Consider the following 22,892-nt stretch of genomic DNA (forward strand, 5'->3'; position numbering starts at 1 on the left):
TCCAGCATTCATGGAAGTCTGCGAATACGATGATGGGCCAAGCCAAAGTTGACGAAACTCTCCTCGCAGATGCCGCCTATCTGCCCGGCCAGGTCGCAAACCTGACGAGGGGAGCGAGCGTGACAGCGCAAACCAACGAAATACTGGAGCGTATCAATGATTTGCTGCTGCGCGAAGGTACAGACAAGTCGGAGATCATTCTCGCCAACATCTGGCTCAGGGACCTTGCCTCATTCGAGGAAATGAACAGAGCCTGGGATGCCTGGATGCCGGATGGCGGAACGCCGCGGCGGGCGACGTTCGAGGACAAGAATCTCCCACCGATGTGCGCCATCCGTATCGACGTAGCCGCGTCGCGAAAAAGCGGGACCGGGCAAATTTGAGCCGCCTGCGTTCGGCAATATTCTAAGGCCGAATGACGCAGACATTGGCCTCGTAGGTGCAAGGGTCGTCCTGGATGGCGACGTCGATGACCTTCGCCTTCGGGGCCTGCGGCTCGGGCCGTGCTGCGGGATAGTATCCATAGCCATAGCCGCCGACATACGTTCCGCCATCGACCTGATAGGCATAGGATGAGCCGGCATAGGTGCCGCCGCTGTCGCCACGTGGCGCCTGGGGAGCGATGATGACCAGAGCGCCGCGAGCGACGCGATTTGTCGCCGGAGATGAATACTGCTTCAAGAACGGCATCCGCTCCCTGACGTATCGGTGGCCGAAAGCATGATCGAAACGGATGCCGCGATTGCGCCAGCCTGCACGCTCACCGAGAAACAATCCGTTATGGACGGCGTGGCGATGGCCGGAAAAGCGATGATCGGGGAAGCGATGATCAAGACGGCGCTCGCCGGCGGTAGCGGGGAACACGGCAAGTGCAGACAGAGCAAGCAGAGTGACTGCGGATAGACTGCGAAACATGGGCGCCGGCCTCCGGAATTCCGAGGGTTAACAAATCGTTAACGCAAGATTGCGCCAAAAGCGGCAGCTTGTCCATGCGGCTCAGGAGATCGGCCTGATTATTGAGCCGAAAACCCCAGTTTCGTTAGCCTGCAAATTTCCTGGTAACCCGAATCGATTAAATTAAGGCGAGACAGCGATTGTGCTTGTCGTCGGCGTTTCCGGTGATTAAACGTCGCAATTGATGCAACGCACACAGAGAATTCGTCATTCGTGTGGTTGACTGAGCATGCTCCGAAATCCGGGAGCGCAGAGAAGCCGCCGCGAGGTTCTGATGGCGAACGTGACAAATAATCGGCCCCTGTCGCCGCATTTGCAAATTTACAAACCTATTCCCACCATGGTCATGTCGATCGTCCACCGCATTACCGGTGGCGCGCTCTACGTCGGCACGCTGTTGGTCGCCTGGTGGCTGATCGCGGCGGCAAGCGGCCAGAGCTCCTATGACTGGGCTAACTGGGTGCTCGGCAGCCTTCTCGGCAAGCTCGTGCTGCTCGGCTATACCTGGGCGCTGCTGCACCACATGCTCGGCGGCTTCCGCCACTTTATGTGGGATCTCGGCTACGGCTTCGAGAAGGAATTCTCGACCAAGCTCGCCATCGCCAATGTCATCGGGTCGCTCTGTCTGACCGTGCTGGTCTGGGTGATCGGTTTCCTCATTCGCTTCTAAAGGTTCTCTCATGGATATGCGCACCCCCCTCGGCAAGGTTCGCGGGCTCGGCTCCGCCAAGGACGGCACGGACCATTTCTGGCGCCAGCGGCTGACCGCGGTCGCCAACGTCCCGCTCATCCTGTTCTTCCTCTTCTTCATGATCGCCTATGCCGGCGCGCCCTATGCGGATGTGGTCCGCGCGCTGTCGAACCCTTTCGTCGCGGTCGTCATGGGGCTGATGGTGATATCGGGTGTCATCCATATGAAGCTCGGCATGCAGGTGATCATCGAGGATTACGTGCATGGCGAGTTCGGCAAGATCGCGCTGCTGATGCTGAACACGTTTTTTGCGATCCTGATCGCCGGCCTCTGTCTCTTCGCCATTCTGAAAATCGCATTCGTAGGATAAGCTCGATATGGCACCGACTTCACCCGCCCAGAACGGCAAGGCCTACAAATATGTCGATCACTCCTACGACGTGATCGTCGTCGGCGCCGGCGGCGCCGGCCTGCGCGCCACGCTCGGCATGGCTGAGCAGGGGTTTCGCACCGCCTGTATCACCAAGGTGTTTCCGACCCGCTCGCACACGGTCGCCGCCCAGGGCGGCATTGCCGCCTCGCTGCGCAACATGACGCCCGACAGTTGGCAGTGGCACCTCTACGACACCGTCAAGGGTTCCGACTGGCTCGGCGATGTCGATGCCATGCAGTATCTCACCATGGAAGCGCCGAAGGCGGTCTATGAACTCGAGCATTACGGCGTGCCGTTCTCGCGCAATGAGGAAGGCAAGATCTACCAGCGCCCGTTCGGCGGCCATATGCAGAATTACGGCGAAGGCCCGCCGGTGCAGCGCACCTGCGCCGTTGCCGACCGCACCGGCCACGCCATCCTGCATACGCTTTATGGCCAGTCGCTGCGCCACAACGCCGAATTTTTCATCGAATACTTCGCGCTCGACCTGATCATGTCGGAAGACGGCAGCCGCTGCACCGGCGTCGTCGCCTGGTGTCTCGATGACGGCACGATCCATCGCTTCGCCGCCAAGATGGTGGTGCTGGCGACCGGCGGCTACGGCCGCGCCTATTTCTCGGCAACGTCTGCCCATACCTGCACCGGCGACGGCGGCGGCATGGTAGCGCGTGCAGGCCTGCCGCTGCAGGACATGGAATTCGTCCAGTTCCACCCGACCGGCATCTATGGTTCGGGCTGTCTGATCACTGAAGGCGCGCGCGGCGAAGGTGGTTACCTCGTCAACTCCGAGGGCGAACGCTTCATGGAGCGTTATGCGCCGTCGGCCAAGGACCTTGCTTCGCGTGACGTCGTTTCGCGCTGCATGACCTTGGAAATCCGCGAAGGCCGCGGCGTCGGCAAGAACAAGGATCACATCTTCCTGCATCTCGACCATCTCGATCCGGCCGTTCTGCATGAACGCCTGCCGGGCATTTCCGAGAGCGCCAAGATCTTTGCCGGCGTCGACGTCACGCGCGAGCCGATCCCGGTCCTGCCGACCGTTCACTACAATATGGGTGGTATTCCCACGAACTACTGGGGCGAAGTGCTGAATGCCGACAGCGCCAATCCGGAACGGATCATCCCCGGGCTGATGGCCGTCGGCGAAGCCGGCTGCGCCTCGGTGCACGGCGCCAACCGCCTCGGCTCCAACTCGCTGATCGATCTCGTGGTCTTCGGCCGCGCCGCTGCGATCCGCGCCGGCGAGGTGATTGACCGCGCAGCGCCGATCCCGCATCTTAATATTGCTTCCTGCGACAAGATCATGGACCGCTTCGACGGACTGCGTCACGCCAGCGGCGGTACGCCGACGGCGGAACTGCGCGAGAAAATGCAGCGCGCCATGCAGGAAGACGCCGCCGTCTTCCGCACCCAGGAATCGCTGGAATCCGGTTGCCGGCGCATCTCGGCGATCTGGCAGGAAATGCGCGACATCAAGGTGACCGACCGTTCGATGATCTGGAACTCGGATCTGGTCGAGACGCTGGAGCTGCAGAACCTGATGGCCAACGCCATCACGACGATCTACGGCGCCGAGGCCCGCAAGGAGAGCCGCGGTTCGCATGCCCGCGAGGATTATACCGAAGGTGCATTCGCCGGCCGCGACGACGTCAACTGGCGCAAGCATACGCTTGCCTGGGTCGGCGAGGCGGGTGACGTCAAGCTCGATTATCGGCCGGTTCACACCGAGCTCATCGCCGAAGGCATCGATCCGCACAAGATCGAGCCGAAAGCTCGCGTGTACTGATCTCAAGAGGAACCGGATATGGTTGAACTCGCTCTCCCCAAGAATTCCCAGATGCGCGAAGGCAAGGTTTGGCCGAAGCCGGCGGGTGCCAAGAACACCCGTGAGTTCCGCGTTTACCGCTGGAGCCCGGATGACGGGCAGAACCCGTCGATCGACACTTTCTATATCGATGTCGACGATTGCGGCCCGATGGTGCTCGACGGTCTGCTCTACATCAAGAACAAGATCGACCCGACCCTGACGCTGCGCCGCTCCTGTCGCGAGGGTATCTGCGGCTCCTGCGCGATGAATATCGACGGCACCAACACGCTTGCCTGCACCAAGGGCCTCGACGACATCAAGGGCGCGGTGAAGATCTATCCGCTGCCGCATCTGCCGGTCGTCAAGGATCTGGTGCCGGACCTCACCAACTTCTATGCCCAGCATCGTTCGATCGAGCCCTGGCTGAAGACGGTGTCGCCGGCGCCTGCCAAGGAATGGAAGCAGAGCCACGAGGACCGGCAGAAACTCGACGGCCTCTATGAATGCATCCTCTGCGCCTGCTGCTCGACCTCCTGTCCGAGCTACTGGTGGAACGGCGACCGTTATCTCGGTCCGGCCGTTCTGCTGCAGGCCTATCGCTGGCTGATCGATTCCAGAGACGAGGCAACCGGCGAACGCCTCGACAATCTCGAGGATCCGTTCCGCCTCTATCGCTGCCACACGATCATGAACTGTGCGCAGACCTGCCCGAAGGGCCTCAACCCGGCCAAGGCGATCGCCGAAATCAAGAAGATGATGGTCGAGCGCCGGGTCTGATCAGGATGCATGCCGACGGCTGAAGAGACGGCTTCGAGCCGTTTCGCAGGCCAGGTCGCGCCGCAGTGCTGGTGGAGAGCTCGTGTCGAGCCTTATTCCGAGATATTGCGGGAGTTCGACAGGGGTCCGGACAGAGATCAACGCGCGCAACACCTTGCTGACAAATTCTATGTGCAGGAAGTTCTGCAGCGGGGCAGTTGAACTGTATCGTTTTTCGGTTAGTGGTTGTCACGGTCAATTTATGCAGTTCGACTTGATTAACCAAAGCGAATTACGATAATCGGACTTGTCTCACGCCCGTTTCTTTGCGGCGATAGCCGAATTCAGGAGTATGATGATGCAGTTGCGATATGCGATGACAGGTCTGGTGGTGGCTCTCGCGCTAGCCGGTTGTGATCGGACGGCATATAATTACAACTCCAGCCCCAATTCGATGCCGACGCCGCTGACGGCACAGCCGGTACCCTCGGTGCAGGGCGGGCAGCTTCCGCCGGTGAACAATTCGTCGTTTCCGGCGGCGCCGACGACGACGGCGCCGATGCAGGGTGGGGCTCAGCCTGGCGCAATGACCGCAAATGCGCTTGATGTCACCAAGGAATCGATGGTCGGAAGCTGGCGCGTCAATGGCAGCTGCGACATGTTCCTGACGCTGACCAATCTCGGCAGCGGTTCGCGCGGCGGCACGCGCGGCTGCGTCGGCGAGCTGACGGCGATGGGGTCCTGGGAGGTTGCCGGCAAGCAGGTGCTGCTCAAGGACCGCTCGGGCAACCAGCTCGGCAGCGTCTACAAGACGGCCGACAACCGCTTCGAGGGCCAGACCAGCACGGGTCAGCAGATCAGCCTCAGCCGGTAAACCAACCGGCGCGGTAAACCAACCGGCGCGGTAAACGATCCGGCGGTCTCCGCCGATGACTGACAGGCGGATGCCCTCATGCAACCCATGCCGGATTACGCGCTCAGCGTCTGCGAACAGCTCAAAGCGCTGACCGCCTCGGGTATGCTGCAGATCGATTCCGCCCAGATGGAGGTGGCAAAGAACCTCGACAGGGTGTTGGCCGGGCTGAAACAGCGGCGGCCGGCGGCAAAATCGAGCGCGCTCGGCTGGCTGTTCGCCGCCAAGAAGAAATCCGCCGACGGCACCAGGGGGCTTTACATTCACGGCAGCGTCGGCCGCGGCAAGACCATGCTGATGGACATGTTCTTTGCGATGGCGCCGTGCCGGAAGAAACGCCGGGCGCATTTCCACGAATTCATGGCGGACGTGCATAATCGCATTGCAGCGCACCGGCTGAAGCTCAAGAACGGCGAGACCAAGCAGGCCGATCCGATGCCGCCGGTCGCCGCAGCCCTTTACGAGGAAGCGGAATTGCTCTGCTTCGACGAATTCACGGTCACCGATATTGCCGATGCGATGATCCTGTCGCGGCTGTTCTCCGAGCTTTTCGCGCGTGGCTGCGTGCTGGTCGCGACCTCGAATGTCGAGCCCGACAATCTCTACATGGATGGCCTCAACCGCGGCCTCTTCCTGCCCTTCGTCGGCCTGCTCAAGCAGCATGTCGACGTCGTCACCCTGGATTCGCCAACTGATTACCGGATGGAGAAGCTGAGCAGCCAGCCGGTCTATCTGGTGCCGATCAACGATCACAACGACATGGCGATGGACGCGTCCTGGACGCAGGCGCTGCACGGGCGCAAGGCGCAGCCGCTGGACATTCCGATGAAGGGGCGCCACATCCACGTGCCGCTCGCCGTCGACCGCATGGCGCGATTCTCCTTCGCCGATCTGTGCGAGAAGCCGCTGGGGGCGACCGACTTCCTGGCCATCGCCGAGCGTTTCGACATGGTCTTCGTCGATCACGTTCCCTTGCTGGGGCCGGAAAAACGCAATCAGATCAAACGCTTCATCATTCTCGTCGATACATTCTACGATCATGCCGTGCGCCTCTACATTTCCGCCGCCGCGATGCCGGAGGAACTTTTAGTGCACCGCCGCGGCACCGAAGGTTTCGAATTCGACCGCACGGCCTCGCGCCTGTTCGAGATGCGCAGTGCCGAATATCTGGCGCTGCACCATGAAAAGCGCGCGGCCGAGTAACAATCCGGTGACAGATTGTCTTACGTTTACGTAAGAATTTTTGTATCTAAACGATTGAAAACGCTGCATCAAAATTAATGGATTGCCATTTTTAGGCTTTCGGTCTATGCGATTTCGTCATTGAGCGGTGCCTTGTTGCGCGTCGCTCGACGAATTTGATCGCAAAGGAAACAGCGAAATGGCGCGTAACAAGATCGCACTCATTGGTTCTGGCATGATTGGTGGCACGCTGGCACACCTCGCCGGCCTGAAGGAACTGGGCGACATCGTCCTCTTCGACATTGCGGACGGCATCCCCCAGGGCAAGGGTCTCGACATTTCCCAGTCCTCGCCGGTCGAAGGCTTCGACGTCAATCTGACGGGCGCCAGCGACTATTCCGCGATCGAAGGCGCTGACGTCTGCATCGTCACCGCCGGTGTTGCTCGCAAGCCGGGCATGAGCCGCGACGATCTTCTCGGTATCAACCTCAAGGTGATGGAACAGGTCGGCGCCGGCATCAAGAAATATGCCCCGAACGCCTTCGTGATCTGCATCACCAACCCGCTCGACGCCATGGTCTGGGCGCTCCAGAAGTTTTCCGGCCTCCCGGCCAACAAGGTCGTCGGAATGGCCGGCGTTCTCGACTCCTCGCGCTTCCGCCTTTTCCTCGCCAAGGAATTCAACGTCTCGGTCCAGGACGTGACCGCCTTCGTGCTCGGCGGCCACGGCGACACCATGGTGCCGCTCGCCCGTTACTCCACCGTCGGCGGCATTCCGCTCACCGACCTCGTCACCATGGGCTGGGTTACCAAGGAACGTCTCGAAGAGATCATTCAGCGCACGCGTGATGGCGGCGCTGAAATCGTCGGCCTGCTGAAGACCGGTTCGGCATATTACGCGCCGGCCGCTTCGGCGATCGAGATGGCCGAATCCTACCTCAAGGACAAGAAGCGCGTTCTGCCCTGCGCGGCTCATCTGAGCGGCCAGTATGGCGTCAAGGACATGTATGTCGGCGTTCCCACCGTCATCGGTGCGGGCGGCGTCGAGCGCATCATCGAGATCGACCTCAACAAGACCGAGAAGGAAGCCTTCGACAAATCCGTCGGTGCCGTCGCCGGTCTCTGCGAAGCCTGCATCAACATCGCGCCTGCGCTGAAGTCATAAAACAGGGACAGACCCATGAACATTCATGAATATCAAGCCAAGGCTCTGCTGAAGGGTTATGGCGCGCCGGTTGCCGAGGGTGTGGCAATTCTCAAGGTCGAGGAAGCCGAGGCTGCCGCCAAGTCGCTTCCCGGCCCGCTTTACGTGGTCAAGAGCCAGATCCATGCCGGCGGCCGCGGCAAGGGCAAGTTCAAGGAACTGTCGCCTGAGTCCAAGGGCGGCGTGCGTCTCGCCAAGTCGATCGACGAAGTGGTCGCCCATGCCAAGGAAATGCTTGGTCATACGCTGGTGACGGCCCAGACCGGCGACGCCGGCAAGCAGGTCAATCGCCTTTATATCGAAGACGGTGCCGACATCGCTCGCGAGCTCTATTGCTCGTTGCTGGTCGACCGCTCGGTCGGTCGTGTGGCTTTCGTGGTTTCCACCGAAGGCGGCATGGACATCGAAGCTGTCGCCCACGACACGCCGGAGAAGATCCACACGATCGCCATCGATCCGGAAACCGGCGTGACGGCTGCCGACGTGGCCGCGATCTCCAAAGCTCTGCAGCTCGACGGCGCTGCCGCCGAAGATGCGAAGTCGCTCTTCCCGGCGCTCTACAAGGCCTTCAACGAGAAGGACATGGCGCTGCTCGAGGTCAATCCGCTGATCGTCATGAAGGATGGTCATCTGCGCGTTCTCGATGCGAAGATGTCCTTCGACGGCAATGCGCTTTTCCGTCACGACGACGTCAAGCTGCTGCGCGACGAAACCGAAGAAGACGCCAAGGAAATCGAGGCCTCGAAATGGGACCTCGCCTATGTCGCGCTCGACGGCAATATCGGCTGCATGGTCAACGGTGCCGGTCTTGCCATGGCGACGATGGATATCATCAAGCTCTACGGTAAAGAGCCGGCTAACTTCTGCGACGTCGGCGGTGGCGCCGGCAAGGAGAAGGTTGCTGCGGCTTTCAAGATCATTACCGCCGACCCCAAGGTCGAAGGCATTCTCGTCAACATTTTCGGCGGTATCATGAAGTGCGATGTCATTGCCGAGGGTGTCATTGCCGCGGTCAAGGAAGTCGGCCTCAAGGTTCCGCTCGTCGTGCGCCTTGAAGGCACCAATGTCGAGCTCGGCAAGAAGATCCTGAACGAGTCGGGTCTCGCCATCACGGCGGCCGACGACTTGGACGATGCGGCCAAGAAGATCGTCGCGGCGATCAAAGGCTGAGACGATCATGACCTTCCAGTCCACGCCCTCCGCAGCGCATTTCCGCCTCAACGCCTTCGCCGGCGCATGGGACGGGGAAGAGCGTATTGCGGCGTCGGCGTGGACGACTGAAGGCAAGGCCAGTGCCGCGCTTTCCGGCGAGGCCCTGTTCGGCGGGTTCTTCATCGAGCAGCGCTATCGCCAGACGCGTGACGGGGCTGTTTCCTTCGAGGCCCGAAATGTTTTCGGCTTCGATGCTTCGGATGAGAGCTACAAGCTCTACCAGTTCGACAGCGCCGGTTTTGCGCCTCCCTCGCCGGCTTCCGGCACCTGGAATGGCAACGACCTGGTGCTGATGAAGACTTCGCCGCGGGGCAGACAGCGCACCGCATTCACTTTTGAAAATGAAGACTGCTACCGGATGGGCGTCAGCTTTTCGCCTGCAGGCAGCGATACTTGGCAGGAGGTCGTCAGCGGCATCTATCGTCGCGCGTCCTCCACGTCTTCCAACCTCTCCTAAATAAAGGCCTCGCATGTCCATTCTCGTCAACAAAGACACCAAGGTTCTCGTGCAGGGCCTGACCGGCAAGACCGGCACCTTCCACACCGAACAGGCGCTCGCCTATTACGGCACGCAGATGGTCGGCGGTATCCACCCGAAGAAGGGTGGCGAAACTTGGGCCGGCTCGAAGGGTGAAAGCCTGCCGATCTTCGCAACCGTTGCCGAAGGCAAGGAAAAGACCGGCGCCAACGCATCGGTCATCTATGTTCCGCCGGCCGGTGCTGCCGATGCGATCATCGAGGCGATCGACGCCGAGATCCCGTTCATCACCTGCATCACCGAAGGCATCCCGGTCATGGACATGGTGCGCGTCAAGGCTCGCCTCGACCGCTCCAAGTCGCGACTGCTTGGGCCGAACTGCCCGGGCATCATGACCCCGGAAGAATGCAAGATCGGCATCATGCCGGGCTCGATCTTCCGCAAGGGCTCGGTCGGCATCGTGTCCCGCTCGGGTACGCTGACCTATGAAGCCGTGTTCCAGACCTCCAACGAAGGCCTCGGCCAGACGACGGCCGTCGGCATTGGCGGCGACCCGGTCAAGGGCACCGAGTTCATCGACGTGCTGGAAATGTTCCTCGCCGACGAAGCCACGACCTCGATCATCATGATCGGCGAAATCGGCGGCTCAGCTGAAGAAGACGCGGCCCAGTTCCTCATCGACGAGGCCAAGAAGGGCCGCAAGAAGCCGATGGCCGGCTTCATTGCCGGCCGCACCGCACCGAAGGGCCGCACCATGGGTCATGCCGGCGCCGTGGTATCCGGTGGCAAGGGCGATGCGGAATCGAAGATCGCGGCGATGGAAGCGGCAGGCATCAAAGTGTCGCCGTCTCCGGCCCGCCTCGGCAAGACACTGGTTGAAGTCCTCAAGGGCTAATCCAACTTATACCCGGGCGGAGGAGCGGCATCTCAGCCTTTCGCCCGGCCTTGACGGCACGAGACATGCAGATGCGCCGCGGACAGGCGGCAATCGAAATGCGGCAGCCGGTGATCGAGCCGGCAAAATCATCAAAGTCAGGAGGCGGACGGAAGCGTCCGCATAACACCATGGCACGGCAAGAAGCCAACGAGCAGTTTCAGGTCACCTCGTTTCTGGATGGCGCCAACGCTGCCTATATCGAGCAGCTTTATGCGCGGTACGAAGAGGATCCAGCGTCGGTCGACGATCAGTGGCGCACCTTCTTCAAGGCGCTGGACGAAGATCCCAGCGATGTGAAAAAGGCGGCCAAGGGGGCTTCCTGGCGCAAGAAGAACTGGCCGATTGCGGCCGGCGGCGATCTGGTGTCGGCTCTCGATGGTGATTGGGGCGTTGTCGAGAAGGTCATCGAGACCAAGGTCAAGGCCAAGGCCGAAGCTCAGGGCAAGCCTGCCGACGGCGCCGACGTTCTGCAGGCGACGCGCGATTCCGTGCGCGCTATTATGATGATCCGCGCCTACCGCATGCGCGGTCACCTTCATGCCAAGCTCGACCCGCTCGGCATCGCCGCTTCGGTCGACGACTATCGCGAGCTGTCGCCGGAGAATTACGGCTTCACATCAGCCGATTACGACCGCAGAATCTTCATCGACAACGTGCTCGGCCTGGAATACGCGACCATCCGCGAGATGATCGATATTCTCGAGCGCACCTATTGCTCGACGCTCGGCGTCGAATTCATGCATATTTCCAACCCGGAAGAGAAGGCTTGGATTCAGGAACGCATCGAGGGCCCGGACAAGGGCGTGGCTTTCACAGCTGAGGGCAAGAAGGCGATCCTCGCCAAGATGGTCGAAGCCGAAGGCTATGAGCAGTTTCTCGACGTCAAATTCAAGGGCACCAAGCGCTTCGGCCTCGACGGCGGCGAGTCGCTGATCCCGGCCTTGGAGCAGATCCTCAAGCGCGGCGGTCATCTCGGCCTTAAGGAAGCCGTCTTCGGCATGGCCCATCGCGGCCGCCTCAACGTGCTCTCCCAGGTCATGGGCAAGCCGCACCGGGCGATTTTCCACGAGTTCAAGGGCGGCTCCTACGCACCCGACGAAGTCGAAGGTTCGGGCGACGTCAAGTACCATCTCGGGGCCTCTTCCGACCGCGAATTCGACGGCAACAAGGTGCATGTTTCGCTGACGGCAAACCCCTCGCATCTGGAAATCGTCGATCCTGTCGTCATGGGGAAGGCCCGCGCCAAGCAGGACATGAACGCCGCCGTCTGGGACGGTGACATCATTCCGCTTTCCGAACGCGCCAAGGTCCTGCCGCTGCTGATCCATGGCGACGCGGCTTTTGCCGGCCAGGGCGTCATTGCCGAAATCCTCGGCCTTTCCGGCTTGCGCGGCCACCGCGTCGCCGGCACCATGCACGTCATCATCAACAACCAGATCGGCTTCACCACGAACCCCGCCTTCTCGCGTTCGTCGCCCTATCCGTCCGACGTCGCCAAGATGATCGAGGCGCCGATCTTCCACGTCAACGGCGACGATCCGGAAGCGGTGGTCTATGCGGCCAAGGTGGCGACCGAATTCCGCATGAAGTTTCACAAGCCTGTGGTGCTCGACCTGTTCTGCTATCGCCGCTACGGCCACAATGAAGGCGATGAACCGTCCTTCACGCAGCCGAAGATGTACAAGGTCATCCGCGGCCACAAGACCGTGCTGCAGATCTATGCGGCGCGCCTCGTCGCCGAAGGCCTGCTCACCGACGGTGAAGTCGAGAAGATGAAGGCTGACTGGCGAGCTCATCTCGAACAGGAGTTCGAGGCCGGCCAGCACTATAAGCCGAATAAGGCCGACTGGCTGGACGGTGAGTGGTCGGGCCTGCGCGCGGCCGACAATGCCGACGAGCAGCGCCGCGGCAAGACCGCCGTGCCGATGAAGACCCTGAAGGAGATCGGCCGCAAGCTGTCGGAGATCCCGGCGGGCTTCAATGCCCATCGCACGATCCAGCGCTTCATGGAAAACCGCGCCAATATGATCGCCACCGGCGAGGGTATCGACTGGGCAATGGCCGAAGCGCTCTCCTTCGGCGCGCTTTGCGTCGAAGGCAGCAAGATCCGCCTGTCCGGCCAAGATTGCGAACGCGGCACCTTCTCGCAGCGCCATTCAGTTCTCTACGATCAGGAAACCGAAGAACGCTACATCCCGCTCGCCAATCTTTCGCCGACGCAGGGGCGCTACGAAGTCATCAATTCGATGCTGTCGGAAGAGGCCGTGCTCGGTTTCGAATATGGCTACTCTCTCGCCCGCCCGAATGCGCTGACGCTCTGGGAAGCCCAGTTCGGCGATTTCGCCAACGGCGCGCAGGTGGTCTTCGACCAGTTCATCTCGTCGGGCGAACGCAAATGGCTGCGCATGTCGGGCCTCGTCTGCCTGCTGCCGCACGGCTATGAAGGTCAGGGCCCGGAACACTCTTCGGCCCGCCTCGAGCGTTTCCTGCAGCTTTGCGCTGAAGACAACATGCAGGTCGCCAACGTCACGACGCCGGCGAACTACTTCCACATCCTGCGCCGGCAGCTGAAGCGCGACTTCCGCAAGCCGCTGATCCTGATGACGCCGAAGTCGCTGCTGCGCCACAAGCGGGCGGTCTCGACGCTCGCCGAAATGGCCGGCGAATCTGCCTTCCATCGCCTGCTCTGGGACGATGCCGAGGTGATCAAGGACGGCCCGATCAAGCTGCAGAAGGACAACAAGATCCGCCGCGTCGTCATGTGCTCCGGCAAGGTCTATTACGATCTTCTGGAAGAGCGAGAAAAGCGCGGTATCGACGACATCTATCTCCTGCGTGTCGAACAGCTTTATCCGTTCCCGGCGAAGGCGCTGATCAACGAGCTGTCGCGCTTCCGCAATGCCGAGATGGTCTGGTGCCAGGAAGAGCCGAAGAACATGGGCGCATGGTCGTTCATCGATCCCTTCCTGGAATGGGTCCTTGCCCACATCGATGCAAAGTACCAGCGCGTCCGTTATACCGGCCGTCCGGCCGCCGCCTCGCCGGCGACGGGTCTTATGTCCAAGCATCTGTCGCAGCTCGCCGCATTCCTCGAGGATGCACTGGGCGGCTAACACAAGGGGGCGCAAATGGCTTATTTCTTTCTGAGACTGCTGCCGCCGCGCCCCACTTTCCCGCATGACGGGACCGGGGAGGAAATGGCGGCGATGAAACGCCATGTCGAATACTGGCATCGGCACGCCCTTGCGGGAACGGCGATCGTCGTCGGCCCCGTCTTCGAGGGTGAAGGCGCCTTCGGCATGGCGATCGTCGAAGTCGAGGATCAGGCGGCGGCACAGCTTCTTGCCGACGGCGACCCGATCATTGCTTCCGGTTTCGGTTTCCGTTTCGATATCCTGCCGATGCCCTCGATCATCTTGCGGCCGCCCGCCGTCTGAAACGCTTAAAACGAACACACACGAAATCAGGATCTGAACAATGGCCACAGAAATCCGCGTTCCAACTCTCGGTGAATCCGTCAGCGAGGCAACCGTCGGCACCTGGTTCAAGAAGGTCGGCGACGCCATCAAGGCCGACGAGCCGATTCTCGAGCTTGAAACCGACAAGGTGACCATCGAAGTTCCGGCACCCACCTCCGGCACGCTTTCGGAAATCGTTGTCGCAGCCGGCGAGACCGTCGGCCTCGGCGCGCTGCTCGGCCAGATCGCCGAAGGTGCCGCGGCTAGCGCCGCACCAGCTGCTGCTGCACCGGCTGCCGCTCCTGCCCAGCCGGCCGCGGCTGCTCCCGCTCAGCCGGCGCCGGTTGCCGCTGCTGCCGCATCAGCATCGAGCGCCTCCGTCTCCACCATGCCGCCGGCACCGGCGGCTTCGAAGATGCTTGCCGAAAGCAACCTTTCCGCCGATCAGATCGATGGTAGCGGCAAACGCGGCCAGGTGCTGAAGGGCGATGTCATTGCCGCCGTCGCCAAGGGCATTTCGGCTCCGGCGGCAGCACCCGCCGCCCCTGCCGCCGCGCGCGGCCCGTCGACGGTCGAAGATGCCTCGCGCGAAGAGCGCGTGAAGATGACGCGCCTGCGCCAGACGATCGCCAAGCGCCTCAAGGATGCGCAGAACACCGCCGCCATGCTGACCACCTACAATGAGGTGGACATGAAGGCGGTCATGGATCTGCGCAACAAGTACAAGGACATTTTCGAGAAGAAGCACGGCGTCAAGCTCGGCTTCATGGGCTTCTTCACCAAGGCGGTGACGCATGCGCTGAAGGAACTGCCGGCGGTCAATGCCGAAATCGACGGCACTGACGTCATCTATAAGAACTACTGCCATGTCGGCATGGCCGTCGGCACCGACAAGGGTCTCGTCGTTCCGGTCATCCGCGATGCTGACCAGATGTCGATCGCCGAAATCGAGAAGGAACTCGGCCGTCTTGCCAAGGCAGCCCGTGACGGCTCGCTCTCCATGGCCGACATGCAGGGCGGCACCTTCACCATAACCAATGGCGGCGTCTACGGTTCGCTGATGTCTTCGCCAATCCTCAACGCGCCGCAATCCGGCATTCTCGGCATGCACAAGATCCAGGAGCGGCCGGTGGCGATCGGCGGCCAGGTGGTCATCCGTCCGATGATGTATCTGGCTCTATCTTACGATCACCGCATCGTCGATGGCAAGGAAGCGGTGACATTCCTCGTGCGCGTCAAGGAAAGCCTGGAAGATCCGGAGCGTCTGGTTCTCGATCTCTAAGGAGCGTTTCGATGCGGAACCGGATCATGCGAGCGGCGCGCCTTGTTCTTTGCGCTGCCGCCGCGCATGTCCCGGTCTCCGCGTCGGCGGCCGGCTGGATCAGCAGCAATTTCGAGCTGGTGGCGCTCAGCGACGCCGAACTTTCCGGACGGTCGATCAACGTGATCCATATGGGCAATGTCGAGCTGACCTCGGGACGTATCGTCGCGGCCGACCCTCTCGCCCAGCCCGATCGTCCAGCACTCGCAAAAACGGTTGCGCCGGGCGACTATCCGGTGACGCTCTACCAGGCCTTCGGGCGCATTGCCGCCGCCAGTATGCGGTTTGCCGAGGGTAAGCCGGATCGTTGGGAACTCGCGGTCCTGCCTGGGCAGGATCCAGCGACGCTGAAGGATGACGAGATTTTCGGCTATCCGGTCGATGCCGGCGTCGGCTGCTACATGGATGCGCAGACGCTTGCTTTGATCGACGAGCGTCAAGCGCAGGTGCAGGCGCAAAAACCTGACGCCGATATCAATTACTACGACGACGTGCTGGCCGCCGATCTCGATGCCAACAAGGGCACCTATGCGCTGCACCGGCCGGTTGCCGGCAAGAAGGGCAATGTCGCAGTGTTCTGGAGCGGCTGGGGCGACGGTTTTTATCCGGTTTTCTGGGGGCTCGACAAAGACGGCCGGGCGCTGGTGCTGCTGACGGATTTCAGCGTGATCGAGAATGCTGACGGGCGAAGGGAGCCAAAGCTGCAATGAGCGCGGGGATCAGGATCACGGGGGGGCGGAAGGGCGTGGCTGCAATTGCGGCCGCTGCATTCTTCGGCGTTCCTGTGACTGCCTTCGGCGCCGCCTGCAAGCAGGAACAGGCCGTCTACGTCGATCGCGACGCGGCGTATGAATTGCGGTTTACGCCGCTGAATTCGCCATCCGCTGCCGCCAGCAATCAGTTCAAGGTCAGCGCCCTCAGGACAGCCGTCGTGATGGAAGGCTATGTCATGGCATCGGAAGATCCGGTGCGTGCCATCGGCATCCTGATGTTCAATTGCCCCGAGGGTGATGCGACCGGCGCCGATCTCAATGCCTGCACGGTCTGGCAGGGCGCCGTCTACGGCATCGATGCCGAGGGCGAGATGGACAATCTGCAGCCGGAAGGCGCCGAAGCGGCTGAAAAGCTGGTGCTTCCGGGGCTTGGTCCGGCAATTCGCGAATCCAGCGCCTGGGGCGAGGGCAAGGCTTCCGTGGCGCCCTGGGACGTGCTTGTTTTCAAGGAGTGTGCGACATGAGCGATACCCCTGTTGTTCTGGTGACCGGCGGAAGCCGGGGCATCGGCGCTGCCGTCTGCCGCCTCGCCGCTCGCCAGGGCTGGCGCGTCGCGGTGAATTACGCCTCCAACCGCAAGGCTGCGGATGCCGTCGTGGCTTCGATCGTCGAGGATGGCGGCGAGGCGGTGGCGATTGAGGGCGATGTCGGCAAGGCTGCGGATATCCCCGCGATGTTTGCCACGGTCGACCGCCATTTCGGCCGGCTCGACGGCCTCGTCAACAATGCCGGCATCGTCGACTATCCGCAGCGGGTCGACGAGATGTCGGCAGAGCGGATCGAGCGCATGCTGCGCGTCAATGTCACCGGCTCCATACTCTGCGCCGCAGAGGCCATACGCCGCATGTCGAGCCGCCATGGTGGCCAGGGCGGCGCGATCGTCAACGTCTCGTCGATGGCGGCGATCCTCGGTTCGGCGACGCAGTATGTCGATTATGCCGCCTCGAAAGCGGCGGTCGACACGTTCACGGTGGGGCTTTCGCGCGAGGTTGCCGCCGAGGGCATCCGTGTGAACGCCATCAGGCCCGGCATCATCGAAACCGACCTCCATGCTTCGGGCGGCCTGCCGGACCGGGCGCGCGAAATGGCGCCGTCAGTCCCGATGCAGCGCGCCGGTACGCCCGAGGAGGTGGCGAATGCAATCCTCTATCTTCTTTCTCCTTCGGCTTCCTATGTAACCGGCGCGATCCTCAATGTGAGCGGCGGCCGCTAGAGCGACAGGGCGAAAAATAGCATGCAGTCTATTCTCGAATTCCTCGGCATGATGGCCGTCTTCTCGGTCGCCTATTTCTTCACGGTCAAGGCGATCCGTGACCGCTTCATCGCCAGCGGCAAATGGTTCAACCGCATTACCGGAGCGGCGCTCGTCGGCTTCGGCTTCCGCCTCGCGCTCACGCGCGCGGCCGACTAATTGAAAAATCCAAAGGAAAAGAAGCAATGTCCTACGATGTGATCATTATCGGAACCGGCCCGGGTGGCTATGTCTGCGCCGTCAAGGCAGCCCAGCTCGGCCTCAAGGTCGCCGTTGTCGAAAAGCGCGCGACCTATGGCGGCACCTGCCTGAATGTCGGCTGCATTCCGTCGAAGGCGCTGCTGCATGCCTCCGAAATGTTCCATCAGGCCGGTCATGGCATGAGCGCACTCGGCATCGATATCGCGCCGCCGACCCTCAACCTCGGCAATATGATGGCCCACAAGGACGCGACGGTGAAGTCGAATGTCGACGGTGTCGCCTTCCTCTTCAAGAAGAACAAGATCGATGCCTTCCAGGGCAGCGGCAAGATCGTCTCGGCCGGCAAGGTCGCCGTCACCGCCGACGACGGCACGGTGCAGGAGATCGAAGGCAAGAACATCGTCATCGCCACCGGCTCGGACGTCGCCGGCATTCCCGGTGTGCAGGTCGAGATCGATGAGAAGACCATCATCTCGTCCACCGGCGGCATCGCGCTGGAGAAAGTGCCGGAAACGCTGATCGTCGTCGGCGGCGGCGTCATCGGCCTCGAGCTCGGCTCGGTCTGGTCGCGCCTCGGCGCCAAGGTCACTGTCGTCGAATATCTCGACACCATCCTCGGCGGCATGGACGGCGAAGTCTCCAAACAGTTCCAGCGCATGCTCGCCAAACAGGGCATCGATTTCCATCTCGGCGCCAAGGTCACCGGCGTCGAAAAGGGCGAAAAGGGCGCCAAGGTCACGTTCGAGCCGGTCAAGGGCGGCGACAAGGTGACGCTCGACGCCGAAGTCGTGCTGATCGCCACCGGCCGCAAGCCCTATACGGCGGGGCTCGGCCTGGAACAGGCCGGTGTCGCGCTCGATAATCGCGGCCGCGTCGAGATCGACGGTCACTTCAAGACCAATGTCGCCGGCATCTATGCGATCGGCGATGTGGTCAAGGGCCCGATGCTGGCGCACAAGGCCGAAGACGAGGGCGTGGCGCTCGCTGAAATCCTCGCCGGCCAGCATGGCCACGTCAATTACGACGTTATCCCGAGTGTCGTCTATACCCAGCCGGAGATCGCTTCGGTCGGCAAGACCGAGGAAGAGCTGAAGGCGGCTGGTATCGCCTACAAGGTCGGCAAGTTCCCGTTCACCGCAAACGGCCGCGCCCGCGCGATGCTGGCGACCGACGGCTTCGTCAAGATCCTTGCCGATAAGGAAACCGACCGCGTGCTCGGCGGCCATATCGTCGGCTTCGGCGCCGGCGAGATGATCCACGAGATCACCGTGCTGATGGAGTTCGGCGGGTCGTCGGAAGATCTCGGCCGCACCTGCCATGCGCATCCGACGATGTCGGAAGCGGTGAAGGAAGCCGCGCTTGCGACCTTCTTCAAGCCGATCCATATGTAATCTTAGATAATCTTAACAAAGCACAAAGCCGCTTGCCGCGAGGCAGGCGGCTGTTTTCGTTCTATTGCCTGGTGCCCGACAAGCTGGCCGCGATAGGTGGAGGGAGGTTCAGTCGAAAAAGCCCGCATCCTCTTCCCTGAGGTACCTCCTGGCCCCCTCAGCGTCGATATCGAGGCCCAGCCCCGGCGCTTCCAGCAGGTCCACCATGCTGTCCTTCACGATCCGCGGCGGCAAGCCGATTACCAGATCCTCCCACCAGGGGTCGGAGGCGGTCGGATATTCGAATGCGATGTAATTTGCCGGCAAGGTGGCGCAGACATTGATCAAGGCGCCGAGGCCGAGCAGGCCGTTAGCGGTGCCGTGCGGTGCCATCAGGATCGAGTGCATGTAGGCGTGCTCGGCGACCCATTTTAGCTCGGCAATGCCGCCAACATCGGCGGGATCGGGGCCGATGACGCGGACCGCCTGCGTCTCGATCAGTTCCTTGAAATTGTGCCGCAGGTAGATTTGCTCACCAGTGTGAATTGGCGTCGAGGTGGAGGTTGTCAGTTCCCGATAGGCCTGCGGATTGACCCAAGGCACGTAGTCGCCGGTCAGCATGTCCTCCAGCCACATCAAATTGTACTTCTCGACCGCGCGCGCGAACTTAATCGCATCGGGCAGCATCCAGCCCGGGCCGCAGTCGAGCGCCAGGCTGACCTTGTCGCCCAGCACTTCCTTCATCGCAATCACGCAGTCGAGCATGTGATTGAAACCGCGCTCGCTGATCAAACCCTGATCCATGGCGCCGTGATAGCCGGCCTTCTTCTGGGTCACGCCGTAATGGAAGTCCTCGATGCTGTCCTTCATGTTGGAGTGGAACGAGATGCCTTGCTTGACCATGAAGAAATTCTGGGGTTGCTCCATCATCCATTTGACGTCGGCGGCGTAATCTTCCGGCCGATCGCCAGTGCGTTTCTGGCGAACCGAGCCGTTGTAGACGCGGACTTTGTCCCGGACTTTGCCGCCGAGCAGTTTGTAGACGGGCACACCCGCGGCCTTGCCAGCAATATCCCACAACGCGTGCTCAATAGCGCTCACCGCCGCGCCGTAGGGCTTGAAAGAGCCGCGTTGGCGGATTTTCAGCATGACTCGCTCGACGTCGGTCGGGTCCTCGCCGACCAGTGCCTCGCGGAAATGCAGCACCCAGGGCTTGAGATAGGACTTGGTGAATTCGACTTCGCCCAAACCGTAGAGGCCCTCGTCTGTCACGATGCGGACGATCGGGTGTTTGCCGATAACGGCGCAGCGCAAATCAGTGATCTTCATCCTCGTTCCTTTTCGCCTCAGCTCCAGGTGCGATCCCAGGAATATTCATCATCCCACTGGTCAGTCGGTTGCCAAATGCCGGTGACAGCCGGCCGCAGATGCTGCGAGATCACCTCGTCGACAATGTCTTCAATCCCGAGGCCCGGCTTATCCGGAACCGTGATGAAGCCGTTTTTCACCAGCGGTTTGGGAAGGCCCGTGACGATATCGTCCCACCAGTCGACATCGGCAGAATGGTATTCGAGCGCCATGAAGTTTTCGGTCGCGGTCGCGACATGTGCCGCGGCCATGGCTGCGATCGGACTTTCTGCCATATGGATGGCCATGGCGACACCCCGGTCCTGCGCCATATCACCGATCTTCTTGGTCTCGAGGATGCCCCCGCTGGTGAGCAGGTCAGGATGGATAACGGAGACGCCGCCGCTGTTGAGCAGAGGCTCGAAGCCTTCCTTGAGGTAGATGTCCTCGCCAGTGCAGATCGGCACCGTGGTGGCGTCCTGCAATTGTCGGTATTGCTCGGTATATTGCCATGGGATCACATCCTCGAGCCAGGCCGGCACGTATTTCTCAATTCGCCTGGCCAGGCGAATGCCGTTCTGCATCGAGATATGGCCGATATGGTCGATCGCCAGTGGCACATCCATGCCGATGACCTCACGAACCTCGGCAATGTATTGCTCGAGCAGGTCGAGGCCCTTGTCGGAAAAATGGAGGCCGGTAAACGGGTGCTGGATGTTATGCAAATCGTAGGCAGCGTTGCGGACACGCCGCTCTTCAATGGTCTTCAGCGGCCCGCGACTGGGATGGTCGCGGTAGCCTTCCAGTGAGCCGGCAGGAAACACGACCGCACCGGGCACATCGGCGATCTGCATCAGTCCCAGATCCATTTTGAGGAAGGTGAAGCCGAGCTCCATGCGCTGCTTGAGGCGCTTGCCCGTCTCGGTGCCGCTCGGCACGGTGGCGTCGGTATCGCAGTAGACGCGCACTTTCTCCCGAAAACGGCCGCCGAGCATCTGGTAGACGGGGACGCCATAAGCCTTGCCGGCAAGATCCCACAACGCGATTTCCACCGCCGATACGCCGCCGCCTTGCCGGCCGTGCCCGCCGAACTGCTTGATCCGGCGAAACAGTCGATCGATGTCGCAAGGGTTCTCGCCGAGCAACCGGCTCTTCAACATCAGCGCATAGCTGGCGCTGGCGCCGTCGCGCACCTCGCCAAGCCCGACGATGCCCTGGTTGGTGTAAATCTTGAGCAGCACCGAGGTGAATGGCGCGCCGACAATTTCGGCTACCCGCAAGTCGGTGATGCGAAGGTCGGACGGCTTGGAATGCGTGTTCACCCGATTGAGCGCCTCGTCGGCTCCATCTGCCTCTGGCATGATTTATCCTCGTTCTGGTGGGCGGGGGTCGCCGCGTACGCTCGCACGGCGTAAAGCGTTGCTAGTGCAGTTCTATTTCGTGGCTTTGAAGGTAGTCGCGGTTCATTTCGACACCGAGACCAGGCTTGGGTGTCAGCTTGAGGTTGCCGTTCGAAACATCGAGTGGTCTGTCGATGAGGTGATCGTATTTGCTGAGGTTCCACTCCGACGTTTCGAGTTTGTAGAAGTTGGGAATGGTCATCATCACCTGCGCGCCCGCAACCACGTTGATCGGCCCCGCGGCGTCATGCGGCGAGACGGGGATGTAGTAGGCTTCGCATAGGGCAGAAATCTTCTTGAGTTCGGTAATGCCGCCGGTCCAGGTGACATCAGGCATGATGTAGTCGGCGAGCTTGTTTTCGAGCACCGGCACGAAATCCCACTTCGTGTGGCCGCGCTCGCCCCACGAGATGGCGGCGCTGACCTTCTCGCGGACCTGTCTGAGAGCGTTGAGGCTCTCCGGCGGACAGGGCTCCTCGAACCAGTCGATCTGACCAGCTTCCTCGAGGCTCCGACAAAGGCGAATGGCGGTGGGAACGTCGAACCGGCCATGCGCATCGATAAGGATATCGACATCAGGGCCCGCCGTTTCGCGGATAAGGGCCGTGAGTTCGGCGGCTTCGCGCTCATCCTTGCGGGTCATGCTGCCGTCGAGGTAGCCGTCCCGCTGTTCGCGAGGCAGTCCATCGGCGGTGCGGCCTTGGTAGGGGAAAGGATCGAACTTGAGCGCCGTGTGACCGGACTCGACGATATCTCTGATTTCGCGGACCACAGCCTCATTGCTGGTAAACTTGGCCTGGTTGGGATGGGTGTAGAGCGCAATTTCATCGCGCACCGGTCCACCCAACAGCTCGTATATCGGCTTGCCCAGGACTTTGCCTCGGATGTCCCAGAGGGCGATGTCGATGCCGCTCACGCATTCGACTGCGGCGCCGCGACTGCCCATGTAGGTGAAGCTGCGGAATATCTTGTGCCACAGATGCTCAATGCGCGCCGGGTCCTCGCCTGTCACAGCGGCCCCGATCTGCCGCAGGATCGTGCAGAGGGCGCGATTGGCAAGTCTTGTCGTGGTGGTGATCTCGCCCCAGCCGCTGACCCCCTCATCGGTCGTCACTTCGACGAACAGAAACTCTCCCCAATAGGAAGCATCGGACTTGATCAGCCACGGCCGAACGCTGGTGATTTTCATCTGAACTGCCTTTG

At 61.4% G+C, this 22,892-nt stretch carries 22 protein-coding genes and 1 pseudogene; 19 read left to right on the forward strand and 4 right to left on the reverse strand.

Features of this window, described 5'->3' with window-relative positions; translation table 11 throughout:
* Positions 1-29 precede the first annotated feature (29 nt).
* Complete coding sequence (locus FFM81_RS01245; protein WP_003567278.1) at positions 30-383, forward strand: RidA family protein; 354 nt, start codon at positions 30-32, stop codon at positions 381-383.
* 22 nt (positions 384-405) lie between these two features.
* Here FFM81_RS01245 and FFM81_RS01250 read toward each other — a convergent pair whose 3' ends face one another.
* Entirely contained in the window at positions 406-915 is a 510-nt protein-coding gene (locus FFM81_RS01250) for a hypothetical protein (protein ID WP_003567276.1), read from the reverse strand.
* 313 nt (positions 916-1,228) lie between these two features.
* On the opposite strand from FFM81_RS01250, the gene sdhC reads away from it, so the two are divergent.
* From sdhC to lpdA, 18 genes and pseudogenes are all read left to right on the forward strand, one after another.
* Positions 1,229-1,624, forward strand: a complete 396-nt coding sequence (gene sdhC, locus FFM81_RS01255) for a succinate dehydrogenase, cytochrome b556 subunit (protein ID WP_003567274.1) — start codon at positions 1,229-1,231, stop codon at positions 1,622-1,624.
* A gap of 10 nt (positions 1,625-1,634) precedes the next feature.
* Positions 1,635-2,015, forward strand: a complete 381-nt coding sequence (gene sdhD, locus FFM81_RS01260) for a succinate dehydrogenase, hydrophobic membrane anchor protein (RefSeq protein ID WP_003567272.1) — start codon at positions 1,635-1,637, stop codon at positions 2,013-2,015.
* A gap of 7 nt (positions 2,016-2,022) precedes the next feature.
* Complete coding sequence (gene sdhA / locus FFM81_RS01265; RefSeq protein ID WP_003567270.1) at positions 2,023-3,864, forward strand: succinate dehydrogenase flavoprotein subunit; 1,842 nt, start codon at positions 2,023-2,025, stop codon at positions 3,862-3,864.
* Between the two features lie 18 nt (positions 3,865-3,882).
* On the forward strand, positions 3,883-4,662 hold the full coding sequence (locus FFM81_RS01270) for a succinate dehydrogenase iron-sulfur subunit (RefSeq protein ID WP_003567268.1): 780 nt from the start codon (positions 3,883-3,885) through the stop codon (positions 4,660-4,662).
* A 337-nt stretch (positions 4,663-4,999) separates the two neighbouring features.
* A complete protein-coding gene (locus FFM81_RS01275; protein ID WP_003567266.1) occupies positions 5,000-5,515 on the forward strand; it encodes a protease inhibitor Inh/omp19 family protein in 516 nt (171 codons plus the stop codon).
* Positions 5,516-5,593: 78 nt separating this feature from the next.
* A complete protein-coding gene (zapE, locus tag FFM81_RS01280; protein WP_003567263.1) occupies positions 5,594-6,757 on the forward strand; it encodes a cell division protein ZapE in 1,164 nt (387 codons plus the stop codon).
* 178 nt (positions 6,758-6,935) lie between these two features.
* Positions 6,936-7,901: a malate dehydrogenase gene (gene mdh / locus FFM81_RS01285; protein ID WP_003567261.1), complete on the forward strand. Its 966-nt coding sequence runs from the start codon at positions 6,936-6,938 to the stop codon at positions 7,899-7,901.
* Positions 7,902-7,916: 15 nt separating this feature from the next.
* On the forward strand, positions 7,917-9,110 hold the full coding sequence (sucC, locus tag FFM81_RS01290) for an ADP-forming succinate--CoA ligase subunit beta (RefSeq protein ID WP_003567259.1): 1,194 nt from the start codon (positions 7,917-7,919) through the stop codon (positions 9,108-9,110).
* A gap of 7 nt (positions 9,111-9,117) precedes the next feature.
* On the forward strand, positions 9,118-9,609 hold the full coding sequence (locus FFM81_RS01295) for a DUF1579 family protein (RefSeq protein WP_003567257.1): 492 nt from the start codon (positions 9,118-9,120) through the stop codon (positions 9,607-9,609).
* A gap of 13 nt (positions 9,610-9,622) precedes the next feature.
* Positions 9,623-10,525, forward strand: a complete 903-nt coding sequence (gene sucD, locus FFM81_RS01300; RefSeq protein ID WP_003567255.1) for a succinate--CoA ligase subunit alpha — start codon at positions 9,623-9,625, stop codon at positions 10,523-10,525.
* A gap of 170 nt (positions 10,526-10,695) precedes the next feature.
* Positions 10,696-13,680, forward strand: coding sequence for a 2-oxoglutarate dehydrogenase E1 component (locus FFM81_RS01305; RefSeq protein WP_037091895.1), 2,985 nt, complete (start codon positions 10,696-10,698; stop codon positions 13,678-13,680).
* Between the two features lie 15 nt (positions 13,681-13,695).
* Positions 13,696-14,004, forward strand: coding sequence for a YciI family protein (locus tag FFM81_RS01310; protein WP_003567251.1), 309 nt, complete (start codon positions 13,696-13,698; stop codon positions 14,002-14,004).
* Between the two features lie 40 nt (positions 14,005-14,044).
* Entirely contained in the window at positions 14,045-15,307 is a 1,263-nt protein-coding gene (odhB, locus tag FFM81_RS01315; protein WP_003567249.1) for a 2-oxoglutarate dehydrogenase complex dihydrolipoyllysine-residue succinyltransferase, read from the forward strand.
* Between the two features lie 11 nt (positions 15,308-15,318).
* Positions 15,319-16,056, forward strand: coding sequence for a DUF4241 domain-containing protein (locus FFM81_RS01320; RefSeq protein ID WP_138385234.1), 738 nt, complete (start codon positions 15,319-15,321; stop codon positions 16,054-16,056).
* On the forward strand, positions 16,053-16,583 hold the full coding sequence (locus FFM81_RS01325; protein WP_138385233.1) for a hypothetical protein: 531 nt from the start codon (positions 16,053-16,055) through the stop codon (positions 16,581-16,583). The genes FFM81_RS01320 and FFM81_RS01325 overlap by 4 nt, the downstream gene beginning before the upstream one ends.
* Positions 16,580-17,332: an SDR family oxidoreductase gene (locus FFM81_RS01330; protein WP_138385232.1), complete on the forward strand. Its 753-nt coding sequence runs from the start codon at positions 16,580-16,582 to the stop codon at positions 17,330-17,332. The genes FFM81_RS01325 and FFM81_RS01330 overlap by 4 nt, the downstream gene beginning before the upstream one ends.
* A gap of 66 nt (positions 17,333-17,398) precedes the next feature.
* Positions 17,399-17,530: pseudogene (locus FFM81_RS01335) on the forward strand (LysE family translocator); the annotation flags it as partial.
* Between the two features lie 26 nt (positions 17,531-17,556).
* The gene (lpdA, locus tag FFM81_RS01340) at positions 17,557-18,963 is read left to right on the forward strand and encodes a dihydrolipoyl dehydrogenase (RefSeq protein WP_138385231.1); all 1,407 of its coding nucleotides are present in this window, start codon (positions 17,557-17,559) and stop codon (positions 18,961-18,963) included.
* A 108-nt stretch (positions 18,964-19,071) separates the two neighbouring features.
* On the opposite strand, the gene FFM81_RS01345 is transcribed toward lpdA, so the two are convergent.
* From FFM81_RS01345 to FFM81_RS01355, 3 genes are all read right to left on the reverse strand, one after another.
* Positions 19,072-20,271: a mandelate racemase/muconate lactonizing enzyme family protein gene (locus FFM81_RS01345; RefSeq protein WP_128397393.1), complete on the reverse strand. Its 1,200-nt coding sequence runs from the start codon at positions 20,269-20,271 to the stop codon at positions 19,072-19,074.
* A gap of 17 nt (positions 20,272-20,288) precedes the next feature.
* On the reverse strand, positions 20,289-21,650 hold the full coding sequence (locus FFM81_RS01350; protein ID WP_003567238.1) for a mandelate racemase/muconate lactonizing enzyme family protein: 1,362 nt from the start codon (positions 21,648-21,650) through the stop codon (positions 20,289-20,291).
* 61 nt (positions 21,651-21,711) lie between these two features.
* Entirely contained in the window at positions 21,712-22,878 is a 1,167-nt protein-coding gene (locus tag FFM81_RS01355; RefSeq protein ID WP_003567236.1) for a mandelate racemase/muconate lactonizing enzyme family protein, read from the reverse strand.
* Positions 22,879-22,892 lie beyond the last annotated feature (14 nt).

The organism is Rhizobium hidalgonense, assembly GCF_005862185.2.
Taxonomy (GTDB): domain Bacteria; phylum Pseudomonadota; class Alphaproteobacteria; order Rhizobiales; family Rhizobiaceae; genus Rhizobium; species Rhizobium hidalgonense.